The sequence below is a fragment of the Streptomyces tibetensis genome (genome assembly GCF_007655005.1).
Taxonomy (GTDB): domain Bacteria; phylum Actinomycetota; class Actinomycetes; order Streptomycetales; family Streptomycetaceae; genus Streptomyces; species Streptomyces tibetensis.
In genome coordinates this window covers 206,994-222,387 of record NZ_SZVW01000005.1, presented here as the reverse complement: position 1 = coordinate 222,387, position 15,394 = coordinate 206,994, and the positions used below count along the sequence as shown (strand labels likewise).

General features: G+C 73.0%; 16 protein-coding genes. 8 read left to right on the top strand and 8 right to left on the bottom strand.

Going from position 1 to position 15,394, the window contains the following annotated elements; genetic code table 11:
• Positions 1 to 16 precede the first annotated feature (16 nt).
• The 3 genes from FDO69_RS10335 to FDO69_RS10325 all read left to right on the top strand — a co-directional run bounded on the left by FDO69_RS10335 (position 17) and on the right by FDO69_RS10325 (position 3,096).
• Positions 17 to 715: a DUF2293 domain-containing protein gene (locus FDO69_RS10335; protein WP_104779469.1), complete on the top strand. Its 699-nt coding sequence runs from the start codon at positions 17 to 19 to the stop codon at positions 713 to 715.
• A 215-nt stretch (positions 716 to 930) separates the two neighbouring features.
• On the top strand, positions 931 to 1,410 hold the full coding sequence (locus FDO69_RS10330) for an anthrone oxygenase family protein (RefSeq protein ID WP_104779468.1): 480 nt from the start codon (positions 931 to 933) through the stop codon (positions 1,408 to 1,410).
• A gap of 195 nt (positions 1,411 to 1,605) precedes the next feature.
• Positions 1,606 to 3,096 carry a glutamate synthase subunit beta gene (locus FDO69_RS10325; protein ID WP_104779467.1) on the top strand — a complete coding sequence of 497 codons (1,491 nt, stop codon included), beginning with the start codon at positions 1,606 to 1,608 and terminating at the stop codon, positions 3,094 to 3,096.
• Positions 3,097 to 3,249: 153 nt separating this feature from the next.
• Here the strand turns inward: FDO69_RS10325 and FDO69_RS10320 are convergent, their stop codons facing one another.
• On the bottom strand, positions 3,250 to 3,735 hold the full coding sequence (locus FDO69_RS10320; RefSeq protein ID WP_104779466.1) for a carboxymuconolactone decarboxylase family protein: 486 nt from the start codon (positions 3,733 to 3,735) through the stop codon (positions 3,250 to 3,252).
• Positions 3,736 to 3,782: 47 nt separating this feature from the next.
• Here FDO69_RS10320 and pdxR point away from each other — a divergent pair, with 47 nt between their 5' ends.
• Entirely contained in the window at positions 3,783 to 5,195 is a 1,413-nt protein-coding gene (pdxR, locus tag FDO69_RS10315; RefSeq protein WP_104779465.1) for a MocR-like pyridoxine biosynthesis transcription factor PdxR, read from the top strand.
• 37 nt (positions 5,196 to 5,232) lie between these two features.
• On the opposite strand, the gene FDO69_RS10310 is transcribed toward pdxR, so the two are convergent.
• The 3 genes from FDO69_RS10310 to FDO69_RS10300 all read right to left on the bottom strand — a co-directional run bounded on the left by FDO69_RS10310 (position 5,233) and on the right by FDO69_RS10300 (position 7,242).
• Positions 5,233 to 6,045 (bottom strand): SAM-dependent methyltransferase, encoded by an 813-nt coding sequence (locus FDO69_RS10310; protein WP_104779464.1) that lies wholly within the window; start codon positions 6,043 to 6,045, stop codon positions 5,233 to 5,235.
• Between the two features lie 81 nt (positions 6,046 to 6,126).
• The gene (locus tag FDO69_RS10305) at positions 6,127 to 6,381 is read right to left on the bottom strand and encodes a DUF397 domain-containing protein (protein WP_104779463.1); all 255 of its coding nucleotides are present in this window, start codon (positions 6,379 to 6,381) and stop codon (positions 6,127 to 6,129) included.
• Positions 6,382 to 7,242, bottom strand: a complete 861-nt coding sequence (locus tag FDO69_RS10300) for a helix-turn-helix domain-containing protein (RefSeq protein WP_104779462.1) — start codon at positions 7,240 to 7,242, stop codon at positions 6,382 to 6,384. It abuts the gene before it with no gap.
• A 244-nt stretch (positions 7,243 to 7,486) separates the two neighbouring features.
• Here FDO69_RS10300 and FDO69_RS10295 point away from each other — a divergent pair, with 244 nt between their 5' ends.
• The 3 genes from FDO69_RS10295 (at position 7,487) to FDO69_RS10285 (ending at position 10,903) form a co-directional block, all read left to right on the top strand.
• Positions 7,487 to 8,152 (top strand): ATP-binding protein, encoded by a 666-nt coding sequence (locus tag FDO69_RS10295; RefSeq protein WP_104779461.1) that lies wholly within the window; start codon positions 7,487 to 7,489, stop codon positions 8,150 to 8,152.
• Complete coding sequence (locus FDO69_RS10290) at positions 8,149 to 8,583, top strand: hypothetical protein (RefSeq protein WP_104779460.1); 435 nt, start codon at positions 8,149 to 8,151, stop codon at positions 8,581 to 8,583. Before FDO69_RS10295 ends, FDO69_RS10290 begins: the two co-directional genes overlap by 4 nt.
• A 364-nt stretch (positions 8,584 to 8,947) precedes the next feature.
• Positions 8,948 to 10,903, top strand: coding sequence for an ABC transporter ATP-binding protein (locus tag FDO69_RS10285; protein WP_104779459.1), 1,956 nt, complete (start codon positions 8,948 to 8,950; stop codon positions 10,901 to 10,903).
• A 9-nt stretch (positions 10,904 to 10,912) separates the two neighbouring features.
• Here the strand turns inward: FDO69_RS10285 and FDO69_RS10280 are convergent, their stop codons facing one another.
• The 3 genes from FDO69_RS10280 to FDO69_RS10270 all read right to left on the bottom strand — a co-directional run bounded on the left by FDO69_RS10280 (position 10,913) and on the right by FDO69_RS10270 (position 12,345).
• Positions 10,913 to 11,095 carry a hypothetical protein gene (locus tag FDO69_RS10280; RefSeq protein WP_104779458.1) on the bottom strand — a complete coding sequence of 61 codons (183 nt, stop codon included), beginning with the start codon at positions 11,093 to 11,095 and terminating at the stop codon, positions 10,913 to 10,915.
• A gap of 155 nt (positions 11,096 to 11,250) precedes the next feature.
• Entirely contained in the window at positions 11,251 to 11,940 is a 690-nt protein-coding gene (locus tag FDO69_RS10275) for a DUF899 domain-containing protein (protein WP_104779457.1), read from the bottom strand.
• Between the two features lie 198 nt (positions 11,941 to 12,138).
• Positions 12,139 to 12,345 (bottom strand): hypothetical protein, encoded by a 207-nt coding sequence (locus FDO69_RS10270; protein ID WP_324826425.1) that lies wholly within the window; start codon positions 12,343 to 12,345, stop codon positions 12,139 to 12,141.
• Between the two features lie 134 nt (positions 12,346 to 12,479).
• Between FDO69_RS10270 and FDO69_RS10265 the strand changes: the two genes are divergently transcribed.
• Complete coding sequence (locus FDO69_RS10265; protein ID WP_104779456.1) at positions 12,480 to 13,433, top strand: endonuclease/exonuclease/phosphatase family protein; 954 nt, start codon at positions 12,480 to 12,482, stop codon at positions 13,431 to 13,433.
• A gap of 23 nt (positions 13,434 to 13,456) precedes the next feature.
• Here the strand turns inward: FDO69_RS10265 and FDO69_RS10260 are convergent, their stop codons facing one another.
• Entirely contained in the window at positions 13,457 to 15,349 is a 1,893-nt protein-coding gene (locus FDO69_RS10260) for an FUSC family protein (RefSeq protein WP_104779455.1), read from the bottom strand.
• Positions 15,350 to 15,394 lie beyond the last annotated feature (45 nt).

Here is a 15,394-nt window from a genome sequence, read left to right as displayed (position 1 = left end):
GGGGAATGCATCAGGTATGGTCCCCCGCGCCTCGCTCCCGCCCCACACCGGACTCCTCGTCTTCCAGCCCCTCAAGCGGCGGTACTGCGCCGAGTGCCGACGGGGGCCACTGCCACTGCTGGTCCTGGAGGACGGCGCCCCACGCTGCCTGGACTGCGCCGACCTCGCACATCTGGTGTTCCTGCCGAGCGGCGACACCGCGCTGACGCGCAGAGCGAGGGAGGAGAGCGCCCTGTCGGCGGTGGTCGTGCGGTTCAACCGGCGCAAGAGCCGGTACGAGCGGCAGGGTGTTCTGGTCGAGGAGGCGGCGCTGGCGCGGGCCGAGCAGCGGTGCCTCGCGGACGTCGAGGCGAGACGGCGACGCCGGGTGCGGGACGCGCGGCGGCGGGCGGCCCAGGACGCCCTGTTCGCCCAGGCGTTCGCGGCGGAGATACTCCGGCTCTTTCCGGGGTGCCCGGCCGATCGGGCACGGGCCATCGCCCTGCACGCCTCGGAGCGGGGCAGCGGCCGGGTGGGCCGCAGCGCGGCGGGACGTGCGCTCACCGAGGGTGCGGTGACCTCGGCGGTCGTGGCGTCCGTACGGCACGTCGACACGCCGTACGACCGGCTGCTGATGAGCGGCGTGCCGCGACACGAGGCGCGGCGGCGGATCGCGGCGACGGTGGCGGCGGTGCTGGGGGGATGGACCGGGGCGGGACTCGGTTCGACGGGGTGATGTGAAGCTCCGGCGCGGCGCGCAGAGCCGCCGCGCGTCCGTCCCGGCCGTTTCGCGAGCCGAGTGGGCCGTGGGGCGAGGGCGGACCGGTGAACCGTGGACGTGTGCTTATGGCCCCGCGCCGCTCGGCCATGGTCACGGTGCTCGTACGGGATTTCACTTGTGGTGAGAAAGGGTGGCCGGGCAGGCTCCGGCTCGACGGGCGGGAGAGGGACATGATCGACGGACCGTACTTCGTGCTGACGGTGCTGGGGGTGCTCGGGACCGGCCTGGTGGCAGGGGTGTTCTGCGGGTTCTCGACCTTCGTGATGCGGGGCCTCGGCATGCTGCCGCCCGCGCAGGGGGTCGCCGCGATGAACGCGATCAACGTGGCCGCGGTGACTCCGCCCTTCATGATCGTGTTTCTCGGGTCGGCCGTGCTGTGCGCGGTGATCGCCGTGGTGACGTTCGTGCTGTGGCCGGACGAGGGAACGGTGGAGCTGCTGGTGGGCAGCGCCCTGTACCTGTTCGGGTCGTTCGGGCTGACCATGGTCGCGAACGTGCCGCGCAACGACGCGCTGGCCGGGCTGGAGCCGGACACACCGGAGGCGGCGGCGTACTGGCCGGTGTATCTGCGGGAGTGGACGCTGTGGAACCACGTCCGTACCGCCGCCTCGGCCGGGGCGGCGCTGGCGTACGTGCTGGCGCTCACCTGACGTCGGCGGCTCACCGAATCCGGCACCACCCGGCGACAGGCACCGGCCGGGAGGCGGACGTATCGTGGCGAAAGGAGTCCCGCAGAACACAACGCACGACGCACGACGCACGACGCACGACGCACGAGGAGAGTGCGGCCCGACTGCGGCCGGACGACATACGGCCCGTCACACGCGCACGCAAGGAAGACGGCCATGGCCGATCCCAAGGGTTTCATGACCACGCCCCGTAAGGACTGGCCGCGCAGGCCGGTCGAGGAACGGGCGCGGGACTGGGACGAGGTCTACGTCCCCGGGGCACTGCTGCCGATCATCAGCGAGCAGGCCGACCGTTGCATGGACTGCGGCATCCCCTTCTGCCACGACGCCTGCCCGCTGGGCAATCTGATTCCCGAGTGGAACGACCTGGTCTCCCGGGAGGACTGGCGGGCGGCCTCCGACCGGCTGCACGCGACGAACAACTTCCCGGAGTTCACCGGGCGGTTGTGCCCGGCTCCGTGCGAGGCGGGGTGTGTGCTGGCGATCAACCAGCCGGCCGTCACGATCAAGAACGTCGAGTGTGCCATCGCGGACCGGGCATGGGAGGAGGGCTTCGCACCACCGAGGCCGCCGGAGCGGCTGTCCGGCAAGACCGTCGCGGTGATCGGCTCGGGCCCGACCGGGCTGGCCGCGGCCCAGCAGCTGACGCGGGCCGGGCACACGGTCGCCGTGTACGAGAGGGACGACCGGCTCGGCGGACTGATGCGGTACGGCATCCCGGCGTTCAAGATGGAGAAGCACCATCTGGAGCGGCGGCTGGAGCAGATGCGGGACGAGGGGACGAAGTTCCGGACGTCGACGGCGGTCGGGCGGGACATCGGGGCGGAGGAGTTGCGCACCCGCTACGACGCCGTCGTGCTCGCCACCGGGGCGACCGCCTGGCGTGAACTCCAGGTGCCCGGGCGGGAGCTGACGGGGATCCACCAGGCGATGGAGTACCTGCCGCTGGCCAACCGGGTGCGCGAGGGTGATCTGGAGACGTCTCCGCTGTCGGCCGCGGGGAAGCACGTGGTCATCGTCGGTGGCGGCGACACCGGGGCGGACTGCCTGGGCACGGCGGTCCGGGAGGGCGCCGCGTCCGTGACCCAGCTGGACATCTACGCGCTGCCGGACGCGGAGCGCGACGAGGACACCGAGCCCTGGCCGACGTACCCGATGCGGGTCTACCGGCTGTCCGCCGCTCATGAAGAGGCCCGTGACCTGCGGACCGCCCCGGTCGCGAACGCGGACGCGCGGCTGTTCGCGGCGTCCACGCTGCGCTTCGACGGCGACGCGCAAGGGCATGTGCGGTCGCTGCACCTGGTCGAGGTGGACGCGCGGCGCCGCCCGGTGGACGGCACCGGGCGGACGCTCCCCGCCGACCTCGTACTGCTCGCCCTCGGCTTCTCCGGGCCCGACCGGGGGGACGGGCTCGTCGACCAGCTGGGGCTGGAGATGGAGCCCCGCGGGACGATCGCGCGGGACTCCGGATTCGCCACGAACGTGCCCGGGGTGTTCGCCGCGGGCGACGCGGCGCGGGGCCAGTCGCTCATCGTGTGGGCGATCGCCGAGGGGCGGGCGGTGGCGGCGGCCGTCGACCGTCATCTGACGGGCAGTTCGAGGCTGCCGGCGCCGATCGGACCGTACGACCGGCCCATGGTGGTGTAGTCCGCCGCCACCCGCCGGACGACCACCGCGCACCCGACGCACGATCACCGCCCACCCGACACACGATCACCGCTCACCCGACACACGATCACCGCCCACCGGGCGGACGATCACCGATCACCGATCACCGATCACCGATCACCCAGCGGACGATCACCGCTCGTCCGTCCCCGCGACCTTCCCCGTCGACAGCGCCACCCGGTTCCACGTGTTGATCGTGCAGATCAGGGCGATGACCTGGGCCAGTTCGCGCTCGTCGAACCGCGCGGCCGCCTGCGCGTAGACGTCGTCCGGCACGCCGGCGTCGGCGACGAGTGTCAGCGAGTCCGTGAGGGCGAGGGCCGCCTGCTCCCGCTCGGAGAAGAAATGACGGGCCTCGCGCCACACGGCGACCATGTGGAGCCGGTCCTCGCTCTCCCCGGCCTTGCGGGCGTCGTTGGTGTGCATATGGAGGCAGTACGCGCAGTGGTTGAGGTGCGAGGAACGGATCTGGATCAGCTCGACCAAGGCCGGGTCGAGGCCCTGGCGGGCGGCGGCGTCGAAGGCGATGAGGGCCCGGAAGGCCTTCGGTGCGGACGCGCCGAAGTCCAGCCGGTTCGCCGTCGCGTGGGTGCTCTCCGTGCTCGTGTTCGTCGTCATGTCCTTCAACCTACGAGCCGGAAAGACCCGCTGTAGGGTGCATTTCCATGGTGGATTCGTGGGTCAATACGGCGGAGCGGATCGGGTCCGACCTGCATCTGGAGCTGACCGGGCCGGGCGGCCGCCGCGCGGCGCTGATCCGGGCCCTGCGCGAGGCCGTCCGCAGCGGGCGGCTCGCTCCGGGCACGCGGCTGCCGCCGTACCGCTCGCTCGCGGCGGACCTCGGTGTCGCCCGCAACACGGTGGCGGACGCGTACGCGGAACTCGTCGCGGAGGGCTGGCTCACCGCGCGGCAGGGCTCGGGCACCCGGGTCGCCGAGCGCGCCGAGCCGCTGCGCCCCGCCGCTCGCGTGCCCAGGAAGGCGCCTGCCCGCGCGCGTGGTCCCCGGCACGACCTGACGCAGGGCACGCCGGACGCCTCGGCCTTCCCGCGCACCGCCTGGCTGACCTCCTACCGGCGGGCTCTGCAGCAGGCGCCCCGCGAGGTGTTCGGGCCGGGCGACCCCGCGGGGCGGCCGGAACTGCGGGAGGCGCTCACGGAGTACCTGGCGCGCGCACGGGGGGTGCGGACCGCGCCGGGCCGGATCGTGGTCTGCTCCGGTTTCGCGCACGCGCTGCGGCTGCTGTTCGGCGGCGGCGTCCTGCGCGGGCCCTTGGCGGTGGAGGCGTACGGGCTCGGGTTCCACCGGGAGATCCTGACCGCGGCCGGGGTGCGGACCGTGCCGCTCCCCCTCGACGAGAACGGCGCACAGGTCGACCGGTTGGAGCGCGAGCGGGCCGTACTGCTCACGCCGGCACACCAGTTCCCGACCGGTGGCCCGCTGCACCCCGCGCGCCGGGCCGCCGTGATCGACTGGGCACGCGCGCGTGGCGGGGTGGTCCTGGAGGACGACTACGACGGGGAGTTCCGCTACGACCGCAAGCCGGTCGGCGCGGTCCAGGGGCTCGACCCCGAGCGGGTGATCCACATCGGTTCGGTGAGCAAGAGCCTGTCGCCGGCGGTGCGGCTGGGCTGGATGGTGCTCCCGGAGCGGTACGTCGGCGCCGTGCTGGACGCCAAGGGCGAGCGCGAGGCGTGGGTGAGCGTCCTCGACCAGCTGTGCCTGGCGGACTTCATCGCCTCGGGGGCGTACGACCGGCATGTGCGGCGGATGCGGCAGCGCTACCGCGGCCGCCGGGACCGGCTCGTCGCGGCGCTCGCCGAGCACGCGCCGCACATCGAGGCCACCGGGATCGCGGCCGGGCTGCACGCGGTGCTGCGGCTGCCGCCCGGCACCGAGGCGTCCGCGGTCAAGGCCGCCGCCTGGCAGGGTGTCGCCCTCGACGGTCTCGCGGCGTTCCGGCACCCGGAGACCGACATGCCGGTGGGCGACGGGCTCGTCGTGGGGTATGGGACCCCCTCCGAGCACGCCTACGGGCCGGCCTTGGAGGCGCTGTGCGGTGCGCTGCCGCCACCGTGATCGGCCCGGAGCGGAACCCTGGCGGACCCGGAAACGCCTACGCCTTGAGACCGATCGCCCCGTAGCCCGGGATCACCCCGTCGTCCTGCCCGGGCACGGGCTCGCCCAGCTCGGGGTGCCAGCGATGGGGCATTTCGACGCCGGGCTCGACGAGTTCGAGGCCGTCGAAGAAGCGGGTGAACTCCGCGCGGGAGCGCAGGGCCAGGGTGACGCCGGCGGCGCGCAGCTTCTCGGTGGCCGCCTTCGACTCCTCCGGGGTGAAGTCGGCGGTGGCGTGGGTCATCACCAGGTAGCTGCCGGAGGGCAGTTCGGCGAGCAGCCGGCGGACCAGGTCGTGGGCGCCGTCCTCGTCGGAGACGAAGTGCAGCAGCGCGACCAGCGACAGTGCGACGGGCCGGCTGAAGTCCAGGACCTTCCTCGCGCCCTCCAGGATGGCGTCCGGGTCGCGCGCGTCGGCCTGGAGGTACTCGGTCGCACCCTCGTCCGTGCCGCGCAGGAGCGCCGCCGCGTGGGCCAGGACGATGGGGTCGTTGTCGCAGTACACGACCCGGGCGCCGGGCGCCGTCTCCTGGGCGACCTGGTGCAGGTTGGGCTCGGTCGGGATGCCGGTGCCGATGTCCAGGAACTGCCGTACGCCGTTGCGGGCCAGCCAGCGTGTGGCGCGGTGCATGAAGGCGCGGTTGACCCGGGCCATCACCGGCACCCTGGGGTCGAGGGTGAGCATCTGCCGGCCCATCTCCTCGTCGACCGGGTAGTTGTCCTTGCCGCCGAGGTACCAGTCGTACATCCGCGCGGGATGGGGTCTGGTCGTGTCGACCTGGACGGCCGACGTGGGGTCCTGCCCGGTCATGAGGCACTCCGTAAGGCGCAATGGGCGGTCAATTCAGCACCAGCGTAGGAAAGTTGAGGACAAAAAAACGGCACGTACGCATCAGGACAGCAGGAAGTCCGCCTCGCCCGACTTCGCCCCTTCGATGAAGGCCGTCATCTCGGCGGTGGTGTAGATCAGCGCCGGTCCGTCCGGGTCGGTGGACTGCCGGAGGGCGATCCGGCCGTCGGCGAGCTTCATCGCCTCCAGGCAGTTGCCTCCGTTCCCGCCGCTCCACGGCTTGTGCCAGCCTTCGCTGCCCAAGTCGCGCGCGGGCATGCCGTTGTAGACGTGTTTGCGCGGCTTGATGCGATCCATTCACAGCTCCTTGCGGAGATCTTGGAGGATCTCCTTCGTGCGATGTGCCGTAGCGGCCTGCGCCGCCATGCGGTCCATGACCTCGAGGTGGGTCGCCACCTCGGTGCGCGCGTCCAGATAGACCGCGCCGGTCAGGTACTCGCTGTAGACCATGTCCGGCAGTTCGGGCATGGCGAATCGGAACAGCACGAACGGCCCGTACGTGCCCGGGTGCGGCCCATTGGCGAACGGGGCGATCTGCAGCGTCACGTTGGGCAGGTTCGTGGCGTCGAGCAGCTTGTCGATCTGGGCCCGCATCACCTCCGGACCCCCGGCCGGGCGCCGCAGCGCGGTCTCGTCCATCACGACCCACAGCCGCGGCGCGTCCTCGCGGGTGAGCAGGTCCTGGCGCTGCATGCGCAGGGCGACATGGCGCTCGATGTCATCGGGCCGGGTCTGACCGATGGCGCCCGACCGGAGCACCCCGCGCGCGTAGTCCTCGGTCTGCAGCAGCCCGGGGACGAAATGGGGCTCGTAACTGCGGATGACGCTGGCCGCGCCCTCCAGGCTCACGTACATCGAGAACCAGCCGGGCAGGATGTCGTGGAAACGCTGCCACCAGCCGGGCCGGTTGGCTTCCTCGGCCAGCAGGACGAAGGCCTCGGCCTCCTCGTCGGAGATGCCGTAGGCCTTGAGGAGCAGTTGCAGGTAGGGGATTTTGAGCGCGACCTCGGCCATTTCCATACGGCGGACCGTGGCGGGGGCGACGCGGAGGATGCGCGCGGCCTCCTCGCGCTTCATCCCGGCGCGTTCCCTCAGGTCCAACAGGCGTCGGCCGAGGACGACCTGACCGACCGTCGGCGCGGACCGCGGTTCACTCACGCTCCACCTCCAGGAAAGAGTTCTGACGAGCCGGTCACAAAAGAACGCTGACAGCCCGGCGGCGCCATTCGAGGACCCTTTCGAAGAACTGATTCGAACAAAGGTTTCGAACGAATCTTCGACGATCTCAACTGGCGCCGCGCGGGGTGCTGTTGCGAGCAGTGTGCCACGGCCTTTCAGACCGTCACACAGCACTCTGCAATTTTCAGAGTGACACTTGCCAAGTGTTCACGGCGGGGCGATAGTGGCAAGCGTGATTCCGTCCGCGCCCTTAGGAACAGACGCCGCCGCAGGCCCTCTCGGGCTTGACGCCGCCACGGAAGTGGTCCCCCTCGGGGCCGCTGCCGAGCGCCGGTTCCGTTTCGAGCTGGCCGCACATCCGGGTTCTCCGGCCCAGGCCAGACGCCTGACCCGAGCCCGGCTGACGGGCTGGTCGGTGTGCGAGGACACGTGCGACAGCGCGGCCCTGGTGGTTTCCGAGCTGGTCACCAACGCCATCGTGCACACGGCGAGCACCCACATAGTGTGCGAGCTGCACGACGGTGACGACCTGGTGCGGATAGCCGTGCGCGACGAGGGCTGCGCCCCTGGCCAGCCCCACGCCGCCAGCCGGACACGGCCCGAGGAGGAGCACGGGAGGGGACTGCTCCTCGTCGACGCCCTCTGTCATTCCTGGGGCGCCCATGAGAACGGCCCCGGGCTGCTGGTCTGGGCCGAGCTGCCCCGCACGGCGGACCTGCCGAACGATCCGGCCGAGCCCTGTGCCGACCTCGGCTGGGGCGCCCGCCCGAAGCGCGGCCCGTCCGACGACTCGGACGACGAAGACGGAACCCGTCAGGAGACCCGCCACACGCGCGGAGTCCCGGAGGTCCCCCCGCAGCAGCGCCGCCGAGAGCGGGGGCACGCATGAGTCCCGCGCCGGGAGGCCGCGTGCTGAACCTGGACACGCTGCTGCGCGTCCGCCGCGGGCTGCGGACACCCGGCCCGGCCCTGAGGCTGCCCGTGCCCGAGGGCATGACGGCCCCGCTGGGCTGTGACGCGGTCGCCGTGCCCGCCGCCCTCGGCCCGCTGGTCATGCCGCGGCTGCCCCGCGTGGGCTGCGTCTACGCCGACGAGACGCACTGGTGGTGGCTGGTGCCGTCCGACTCCGATCACGCCCTGGAGTGGCCCGCCCCGTCGCGGTACGTCACCGGTGCGGCCGTCCCGGACCTGCCGGAGATCCCCGACCTGATCCACCGCCCGGACGGCACCCTTCCGTACACCCCGCCGATACCCCTCTACCTGGCCCTGTGCCGCGCGACGGGGACGGCACCGTCCTGGTCCCGTCCGGTCAGCGCGTAAACGGCCCCGGCCCCGCACGACGGGCCGCCGCCCACCCCGCCTCCGCACACCCGGCCCCGCACGACCGGCTGCCCCCCCACTCCCCTGCGCACGCCCGGCCCCGCACGACAGGCCTCGGCACCGTCGGCGCGCGCCCCCTTCGGGCTTCGGGCCGATCCCCTCAACCGCCGATCCCCTCAACCCCAGCGCAGGCCCCCGTCCCCCCACCACCCCACACCCCCGCGCCGCCCCGCACCTCCCCCGGCCAGGTCGTGCGCCCGCGCGCATCCGGCGCCCCGGGCTACGCCCTGCCCTGGGTGGCGTCCGCCCCGCGATAGTGGCCGTTCGTTCAGGAACGGGCCCGAGCGGGGGAGGTCGGTCGACCGTGAGGAAGAAGCGGACGGCGCCGGAGGTGTCCGAGTCGGAGCGGCTGCTCTTCGGCGGGCCACTGCGCTACGACATGGGCTGGAACAGTCACGCGGACGCGTTCCTGGAGCTGAACTTCCGCGCCATGATCACCCGGCTGCCGTCCCTGCTCGCGGCCAGCTTCCGGCTCGCCCGGCAGGCCGACCGGGGCGCCGCGCGGATCGTGCTGGCCGCCGAGGCGGGCCGGGGCCTGGCGCAGGCGGTGAGCCTGCTCGCGGTGAACAGCGTGCTGGCCCGGCTGATGGGCGGCGGCCCGATCGACGACCGGCTGCGCGGAGCGGTCCCCGCCCTGGTCACGGTGGCCGTCGTGATGTTCCTAGCAGCCCTGCTGCGGGCCGCGAGCACCTACGCCACCGGCCGGCTGGAGCCCAAGGTGGAGCGGGTGGCGACCGAGCAGTACCTGGAGCGGGCCGCGGCCGTGGAACTGGCCGCGATCGAGGACCACGCCTTCCACAAGCTGCTGGACACCGCACAGTACGGCGCCGCCTCCGCGCGCCGGATGATCTCCTACGGGACGCGCGTGATCAACGCGATGATCTCGCTGGTCGCGGCGGCGGGCGTGCTGACCGTGCTGCACCCCGCCCTGCTGCCGCTGCTGGTCACGATGACCCTCCCGAGCGCCTGGAGCGCGCTGACCGTCGCCCGGCGCCGCTACGAGTCCTTCCACGCCTGGGTGCAGCACGCCCGCGCGGGCCGGCTGCTCGGCAGCCTGCTGATCGAGCCCGAGGCGGCCCCCGAGATCCGGGTGCACGGGGTGGGCTCCTTCCTGCTGCGGCACTTCCGCGCGATGTCGGAGACGGCCGAGGCCGAGCAGGCCCGCCTGGCGAGGCTCGCCGCGCGCACCGGCCTGATCGCGGCGGCGTGGACGGGCCTGGCGACGGTGGCGACGTACGCGACGCTGGGCGGGCTGTTGCTGGCGGGCGCGATGGCCCTGTCGGTGGCGGGTACGGCCGTGATCGCGATCCGGACCGGCTCGCAGAGCCTGGACACGCTGGTGGTGGAGGTCAACGCGCTGCACGAGGAGGCGCTGTTCGTCGGCGATCTGCACCGGCTGTACACCGAGGCGGACCAGTGGGCGATCCCGGCGGGCGGCACGCGGCTGCCGGAGGATCCGCGCGAGATCCGCTTCGAGAACGTCACCTTCCGCTACCCGGGCGAGTCCGCCCGCCCCGCCCTGGACGACGTGACGCTCACCCTGCCGCTGGGCCGGATCGTGGCCCTGGTCGGCGAGAACGGCTCCGGCAAGACCACCCTGGTCAAGCTGCTCGCCGGGCTCTACACGCCGGAGCGGGGGCGGATCCTGTGGGACGGCGTGGACGCGGCGACCGCGGACCGGCACCTGCTGGCCGAACGGATCGCGATGGTGGCGCAGGACTTCAAACGGTGGCCGTTCACGGCCCGGGTGAACGTCGCACTGGGACGTACGTCGGTGCCCGTGTGCGAGGACCGGCTGGCCGCGTCGATCGCCGAGGCCGGGGCGGAGACAGTGGTCGCGGACCTGCCGCGCGGGCTGGACACGCTGCTCGCCCGTAACTTCAGCGGCGGGCACGAGCTGTCGGGCGGCCAGTGGCAGCGGCTCGGCATCGCCCGGGCGGCCTACCGCAGGGGCCGCATCCTGATCGTGGACGAGCCGACAGCGGCCCTGGACGCCCGGGCCGAGCTGGAGGTCTTCGAGCGGATCCGCGCCCTGGCCGACAGCGGCCAGACGGTCGTACTGATCACGCACCGGCTGGCGTCCGTGCGGCACGCGGATCTGGTGCACGTCCTGGACCGGGGACGGCTCGTGGAGTCGGGAACGCCGGAGGAGTTGCTGGCGACCGGCGGGCTCTACGCCGAGCTGTACGCGCTCCAGGCGGAGCAGTTCGCCTCGTCACCCGCGCCGGCCAGGAAGGTGCCGGCCCCGAAGGCGGGCTGACGGCACCCGTCAGGCCGTGACGTCGGCCGCGTCCCCGCTGCGCACGATCACCAGGAACATGTCCGTGGCGAGGTCCATGACGACCTCGGCAGGCAGGCCCTCGCTGCGCCGCGCCTGCGCGAATTCCTCCGCAGGCCAGGAGCCACGCGGCCCACCGGCGGGAAAGCGCTCGAGCACCGTTCGCCCGTTCACCCTGCACCTCCATGTAGCGCTGTACTCGTAGAGTTAAACGCCAACCATGGAGTGAACGGCTCGCGAAGTGACGGTTCTGAGACGTACTTGACACGCGTTCACCGCCAAGTGTGACCAACCTCTCAGCCTCTTGGCGCATGTGTTCACTTTCCGTATCAGTCGCCGTACTCGTCGTGATACCGGACGCCCTCACTTCCCGCTGGCGCCCCAAAGGCCGACGCGCGCCCCTTCGGTTCCTCCCACTCCTCCTGCCGGCCCAGGGCGGTGAGGTCCAGCAGGCTGGTGGTGGAGCCGAGGCCGTCGAGGCCGCGCTCGTACGTCGCGTACGTGTGGAAGACCCGGTCGCGGTCCCGCAGGAAGCAGCTGAGGCCGGGCCGCTCGACGAGCTCGCCCTCGCGTTCGAGGGTCACCTCGAAGTCGCGGTTGAAGTCGCTGCCGTACGACGAGTACCAGGGCAGCGGCCAGCCCATCCGCGCCTTGAACGGCAGGATCCTCGGGTAGGGCGCGCGGGACACGGCCGCGAACGAGGTGTCACGCGCATGGAGATGAGCGAGATGCCCGATTTGATCCAGGAATCCGGAGCAGCTGCGGCAGCCCGCGTCCCACTCGGGCGCGAACATGAAGTGGTAGACGACGAGCTGGCGCCGGCCCTCGAACAGGTCGAACAGGGTGGCCTTCCCGTCCCCGCCCTCGAACACGTACTCCTCGTCGACCTCCACCATGGGCAGTCCGCGCCGCTCGGCGTTGAGCGCGTCCCGCGCGCGGGTGGCGGCCTTCTCCTTGAGCAGCAGTTCCGCGCGCGCCGCACGCCACTGGCCTCGCGAGACGATTTCCGGAAGCGACATGGGCCCTCCTGTGACATCGGTCCGTCCGGGAGGGTGACCGGCGGGAGGGGCGGAACTCATCGCTGCCCGGGAGGATTTCCCGGGCAGTTTCGCGGGGGCGTCAGGGGTCGTAGCGCTGAACGCACCGGCCGTGGCTGCGGTCGACGAGCGCGGGCAGGCGCTCCTGCAGTTCCCGCACCATCTCCGGCACGTCGATCGTCAGGAAGCTCCGGTCCCGCATGAGGATCCGTCCGTCGACGGAAGGTCCGTGACCTCCGCGGTGGTCGTGACCGCCTCGACGACGCCGTTCCGTACGACGATCGCGGCGTCCTCGGCGAACCCGATCCGCTCTTGATCGTCGTGCACGAGGACGGCACATGCGCTGATGATGAGCTCGGCGGGACCGTCCGCGGCAGAAGGCGTCACCACGCCAACGTACGACGACGTCGTAGGGCGGCATGAGCCGAACCGCACATCCCGTCACGGCTCTGTCGCGGGGCGGGCCGGGCGCGCACCCTGGCCTCACCACCCCGACTGTCGGCTTCTGAAAGGAGCCCGGCATGCTCCTCGGCACCTGGAACCTGGAGAATCTCTACCGGCCCGGCAGCCCGTACGGCCCGCAGGACGAGGCCGGGTACGAGGCGAAGCTCGCCGCACTCGCCGCCGTGATCACGGAGCTCGATCCGGCCCTGCTCGGCGTGCAGGAGGTCGGAGACCCGGAGGCCCTGAAGGATCTGGCCGGGATGCTCGACGACGAATGGCATGTCGCCCTGTCCGAGCACGCGGACAGCCGGGGCATACGGGTCGGGTTCCTCAGCCGTGTCGCGATGACGGTGGTGGCCGACACGCGGGCGTTCCCGGCGGAGCTGCGTCCCGTCCAGGCGGACGATTCGGGGCTGACCGCGGGGGAGACGGGGCGGGGCGTCCTGGCCGTCGAGGTCGAGGGCGGGGACGGGCCGCTGCGGGTGGCCGTATGCCATCTGAAATCCAAGCTGCTGTCGTACCCGAACGGCCGTTTCCAGCCTCGCGACGAGGGCGAACGTGCCCGCTACGGCGCCTATGCCCTGTACCGGCGGGCCGCCGAGGCGACGGCCCTGCGCGCCCTCGCCGACCAGCTGCTGGCCGGGGACGGGCAGGAGCGGGACGTGGCGGTACTGGGCGACCTGAACGACGAGGTGCAGGCGGCGACCACACAGATCCTGCTGGGCCCGCCCGGCTCGGAGCTCGGCACGGCGGGCTACGACCGGCCCGACCGGGGCGATGCGACGCGGCTGTGGGACGTGGCCCCGCTCATCCCGCCCGGGCAGCGCTGGTCCCGGGTGAACTCCGGGCGGCGCGAGCTGATCGACCACGTCCTGCTGAGCCACCGCCTGGTGCGCCGGGCGACGGCGGCGGGCACGGGTCTGCCGGGCGAGGGCCCGCCCGGCCTGCCGTCGGTCGGCCCGGACCCGGTGGAGCGGCGGGGCGAGCCCGGATCGGACCACGCTCCGGTGTGGGTGCGGATCGGCGGCTGAGCACCGTGACCGCACCGGGCGTCCTAGCCGGCGAGGGGTGTCCGGGGCGGCCGCAGGCCCACCCGCTCGCCTCGTGCGGCGAGTTCGGTGAGGACGGCCGTGAGGCGCTCCTGGTGGCGGGGCCCGATCCGGCCTGTGTCGTCGAGGTGCACCGCGCAGGCGGTCGTGGTGTCGACGAGGCGTTCGAGGAGGTCGGCGACCTCGTCCGCGCCTTCGGTGTGCCGGGCGAGGGCGGGCAGTTCGTGGGCGGCGCGGGAGATGGCCGAACGGGCCTCGGCCAGGGTGCGGTAGGCCTCGCGGCGCAGGGTCCAGCGGGTGGTGCGATGGTCGGAGGGCGTGCCCGAGTTACCGATACGAGGGGCGTCGGCCTCGTCGAGCACGTGCGTGAGGTAGGCGTACGCGGCCTCGTTCGCCGCCACGAGCCGGGCGCGCACTCCCCCGCCGCGCTGGCCGGGCATCGGCAGGTGCCCGACGATCAGCACGATCGCGCAGGCCAGCAGCGTCTCGCCGATCCGGCCGGCGGAGGCCTGGGGCTCGCCGCCGACCATGACGAGCGCGAGGACCAGGACGGTGACGACGGCGGTCTGGGCGGCGAAGTGGCGGGTGGCCACGGGTATCAGCGCTCCGCTGAGGGCGACGAGCGCGATGAGCCCTTCGGGGTGGGGCAGGACGGCGGCGAGCCCGGCGAAGAGCAACGCCCCGAGGACGGTCCCGGCGGCCCGGTTCAGCACGCGCGAGGCCAGCGGCCCGAGGTCGGGCTTGACCAGGAAGACGACCGTGGCGGGCAGCCAGTACCAGTGCTCGTGCTGCCCGTACCACTGGCCTCGGTGCAGCGCCTGGGCGACCGCGGAGCCGGCGCCGAAGCAGAGGGCGACGCGCAGCCCGTACTCGCGTCCGGCGCTGCCGAAGACGGCGCGCAGCCGGTCCCGGGCGCTGCGGGACCGGGTGTGCAGATCGCCGCCCCGGCCCTGGTCGAACGCCTCGGCGGCGTGCAGGAGGGCGTCGTCGAGGGCGCGCAGGGCGGGCGCCGACCGGGAGGGTGCGGGCAGCGGCCCGGTGTGGGTGTTGCCGCGCACGGCGGCGGCGAGCCGCCGGGGGCCTTCGCAGGCCCGTTCGGCGACGGGCTCCTCGGCCCAGGCGAGGGCGGTGGCGGCCTCCGCGAGGGGCAGGGCAGCGGCGTACTGCGCGTGCAGCCGCCGCTCGGCGGATGAGGAGGCGTACCTCCGCAGCCGGGGCCCGGCCAGGGCGTCCTGTGCGTGGTCGAGGGCGGCGGTGAGCGCGGCCCGGCGACGGAGGGCGTCCGGTCCGCCGACGGCGTCGAGCAGATCGGCGACGGCCTCGTACACACCCGCCACGGCCTGCCGCTCCCCGTCGAACCGGAAGTCACCCGAGAGGGAGCCGGGCGTGGGCAGGACGAGCCGCAGCACGAGCAGCCACCCCGCGCCGACGAGGAAGGCCAGCGCCCGCTCCCATCCGGGCTCCGGCAGGGGCATCCCGGCACCGATCGCCGCGCCGACCAGCACCTGCGTTCCGGCGGCGGACGCGACGGGCCCGACGGCACTCATCCCCCCGGCTACGAGCCCGACGACGGTGAGCACCACGGTGAGGACGACCGCCCCGGTCCCCTGCCCGGTGTACGTCCCGATGACGAGGCCCGTCGCACCGCCCAGGGCGGGCGCTCCGATCCGCTTGACCGACAGGCGCCGGCTCCCGGGCCGGTCGTTGATCCCGGCGAGCATGGCGGCGACGGCTGCGACGACTCCGAGGGAGGTGAGACCGGTCTGCACGGCCACGAGCAGGACGGGCCCGGCGGACAGGGCCCCCCGCGTCACCGCGTTCCAGGGCACCGGTCCCCGCTGGGCACGCAGGGCGTGCGCGAGCCAGGGCGGAAGCTTCGGGGCGATGCGGCGGGACACGGAGCTCCTGTCGTCTCGGCGAGGGCAGGGGTGAGCCTTCGGGCG

Excerpts from the sequence above, each read along its gene's own strand:
- FDO69_RS10335 (WP_104779469.1), top strand. The coding sequence starts at position 17 with ATGGTCCCCCGCGCCTCGCTCCCGCCCCACACCGGACTCCTCGTCTTC.
- FDO69_RS10330 (WP_104779468.1), top strand. The coding sequence starts at position 931 with ATGATCGACGGACCGTACTTCGTGCTGACGGTGCTGGGGGTGCTCGGG.
- FDO69_RS10325 (WP_104779467.1), top strand. The coding sequence starts at position 1,606 with ATGGCCGATCCCAAGGGTTTCATGACCACGCCCCGTAAGGACTGGCCG.
- FDO69_RS10320 (WP_104779466.1), bottom strand. The coding sequence starts at position 3,735 with ATGACGACGAACACGAGCACGGAGAGCACCCACGCGACGGCGAACCGG.
- pdxR (WP_104779465.1), top strand. The coding sequence starts at position 3,783 with ATGGTGGATTCGTGGGTCAATACGGCGGAGCGGATCGGGTCCGACCTG.
- FDO69_RS10310 (WP_104779464.1), bottom strand. The coding sequence starts at position 6,045 with ATGACCGGGCAGGACCCCACGTCGGCCGTCCAGGTCGACACGACCAGA.
- FDO69_RS10305 (WP_104779463.1), bottom strand. The coding sequence starts at position 6,381 with ATGGATCGCATCAAGCCGCGCAAACACGTCTACAACGGCATGCCCGCG.
- FDO69_RS10290 (WP_104779460.1), top strand. The coding sequence starts at position 8,149 with ATGAGTCCCGCGCCGGGAGGCCGCGTGCTGAACCTGGACACGCTGCTG.
- FDO69_RS10275 (WP_104779457.1), bottom strand. The coding sequence starts at position 11,940 with ATGTCGCTTCCGGAAATCGTCTCGCGAGGCCAGTGGCGTGCGGCGCGC.
- FDO69_RS10265 (WP_104779456.1), top strand. The coding sequence starts at position 12,480 with ATGCTCCTCGGCACCTGGAACCTGGAGAATCTCTACCGGCCCGGCAGC.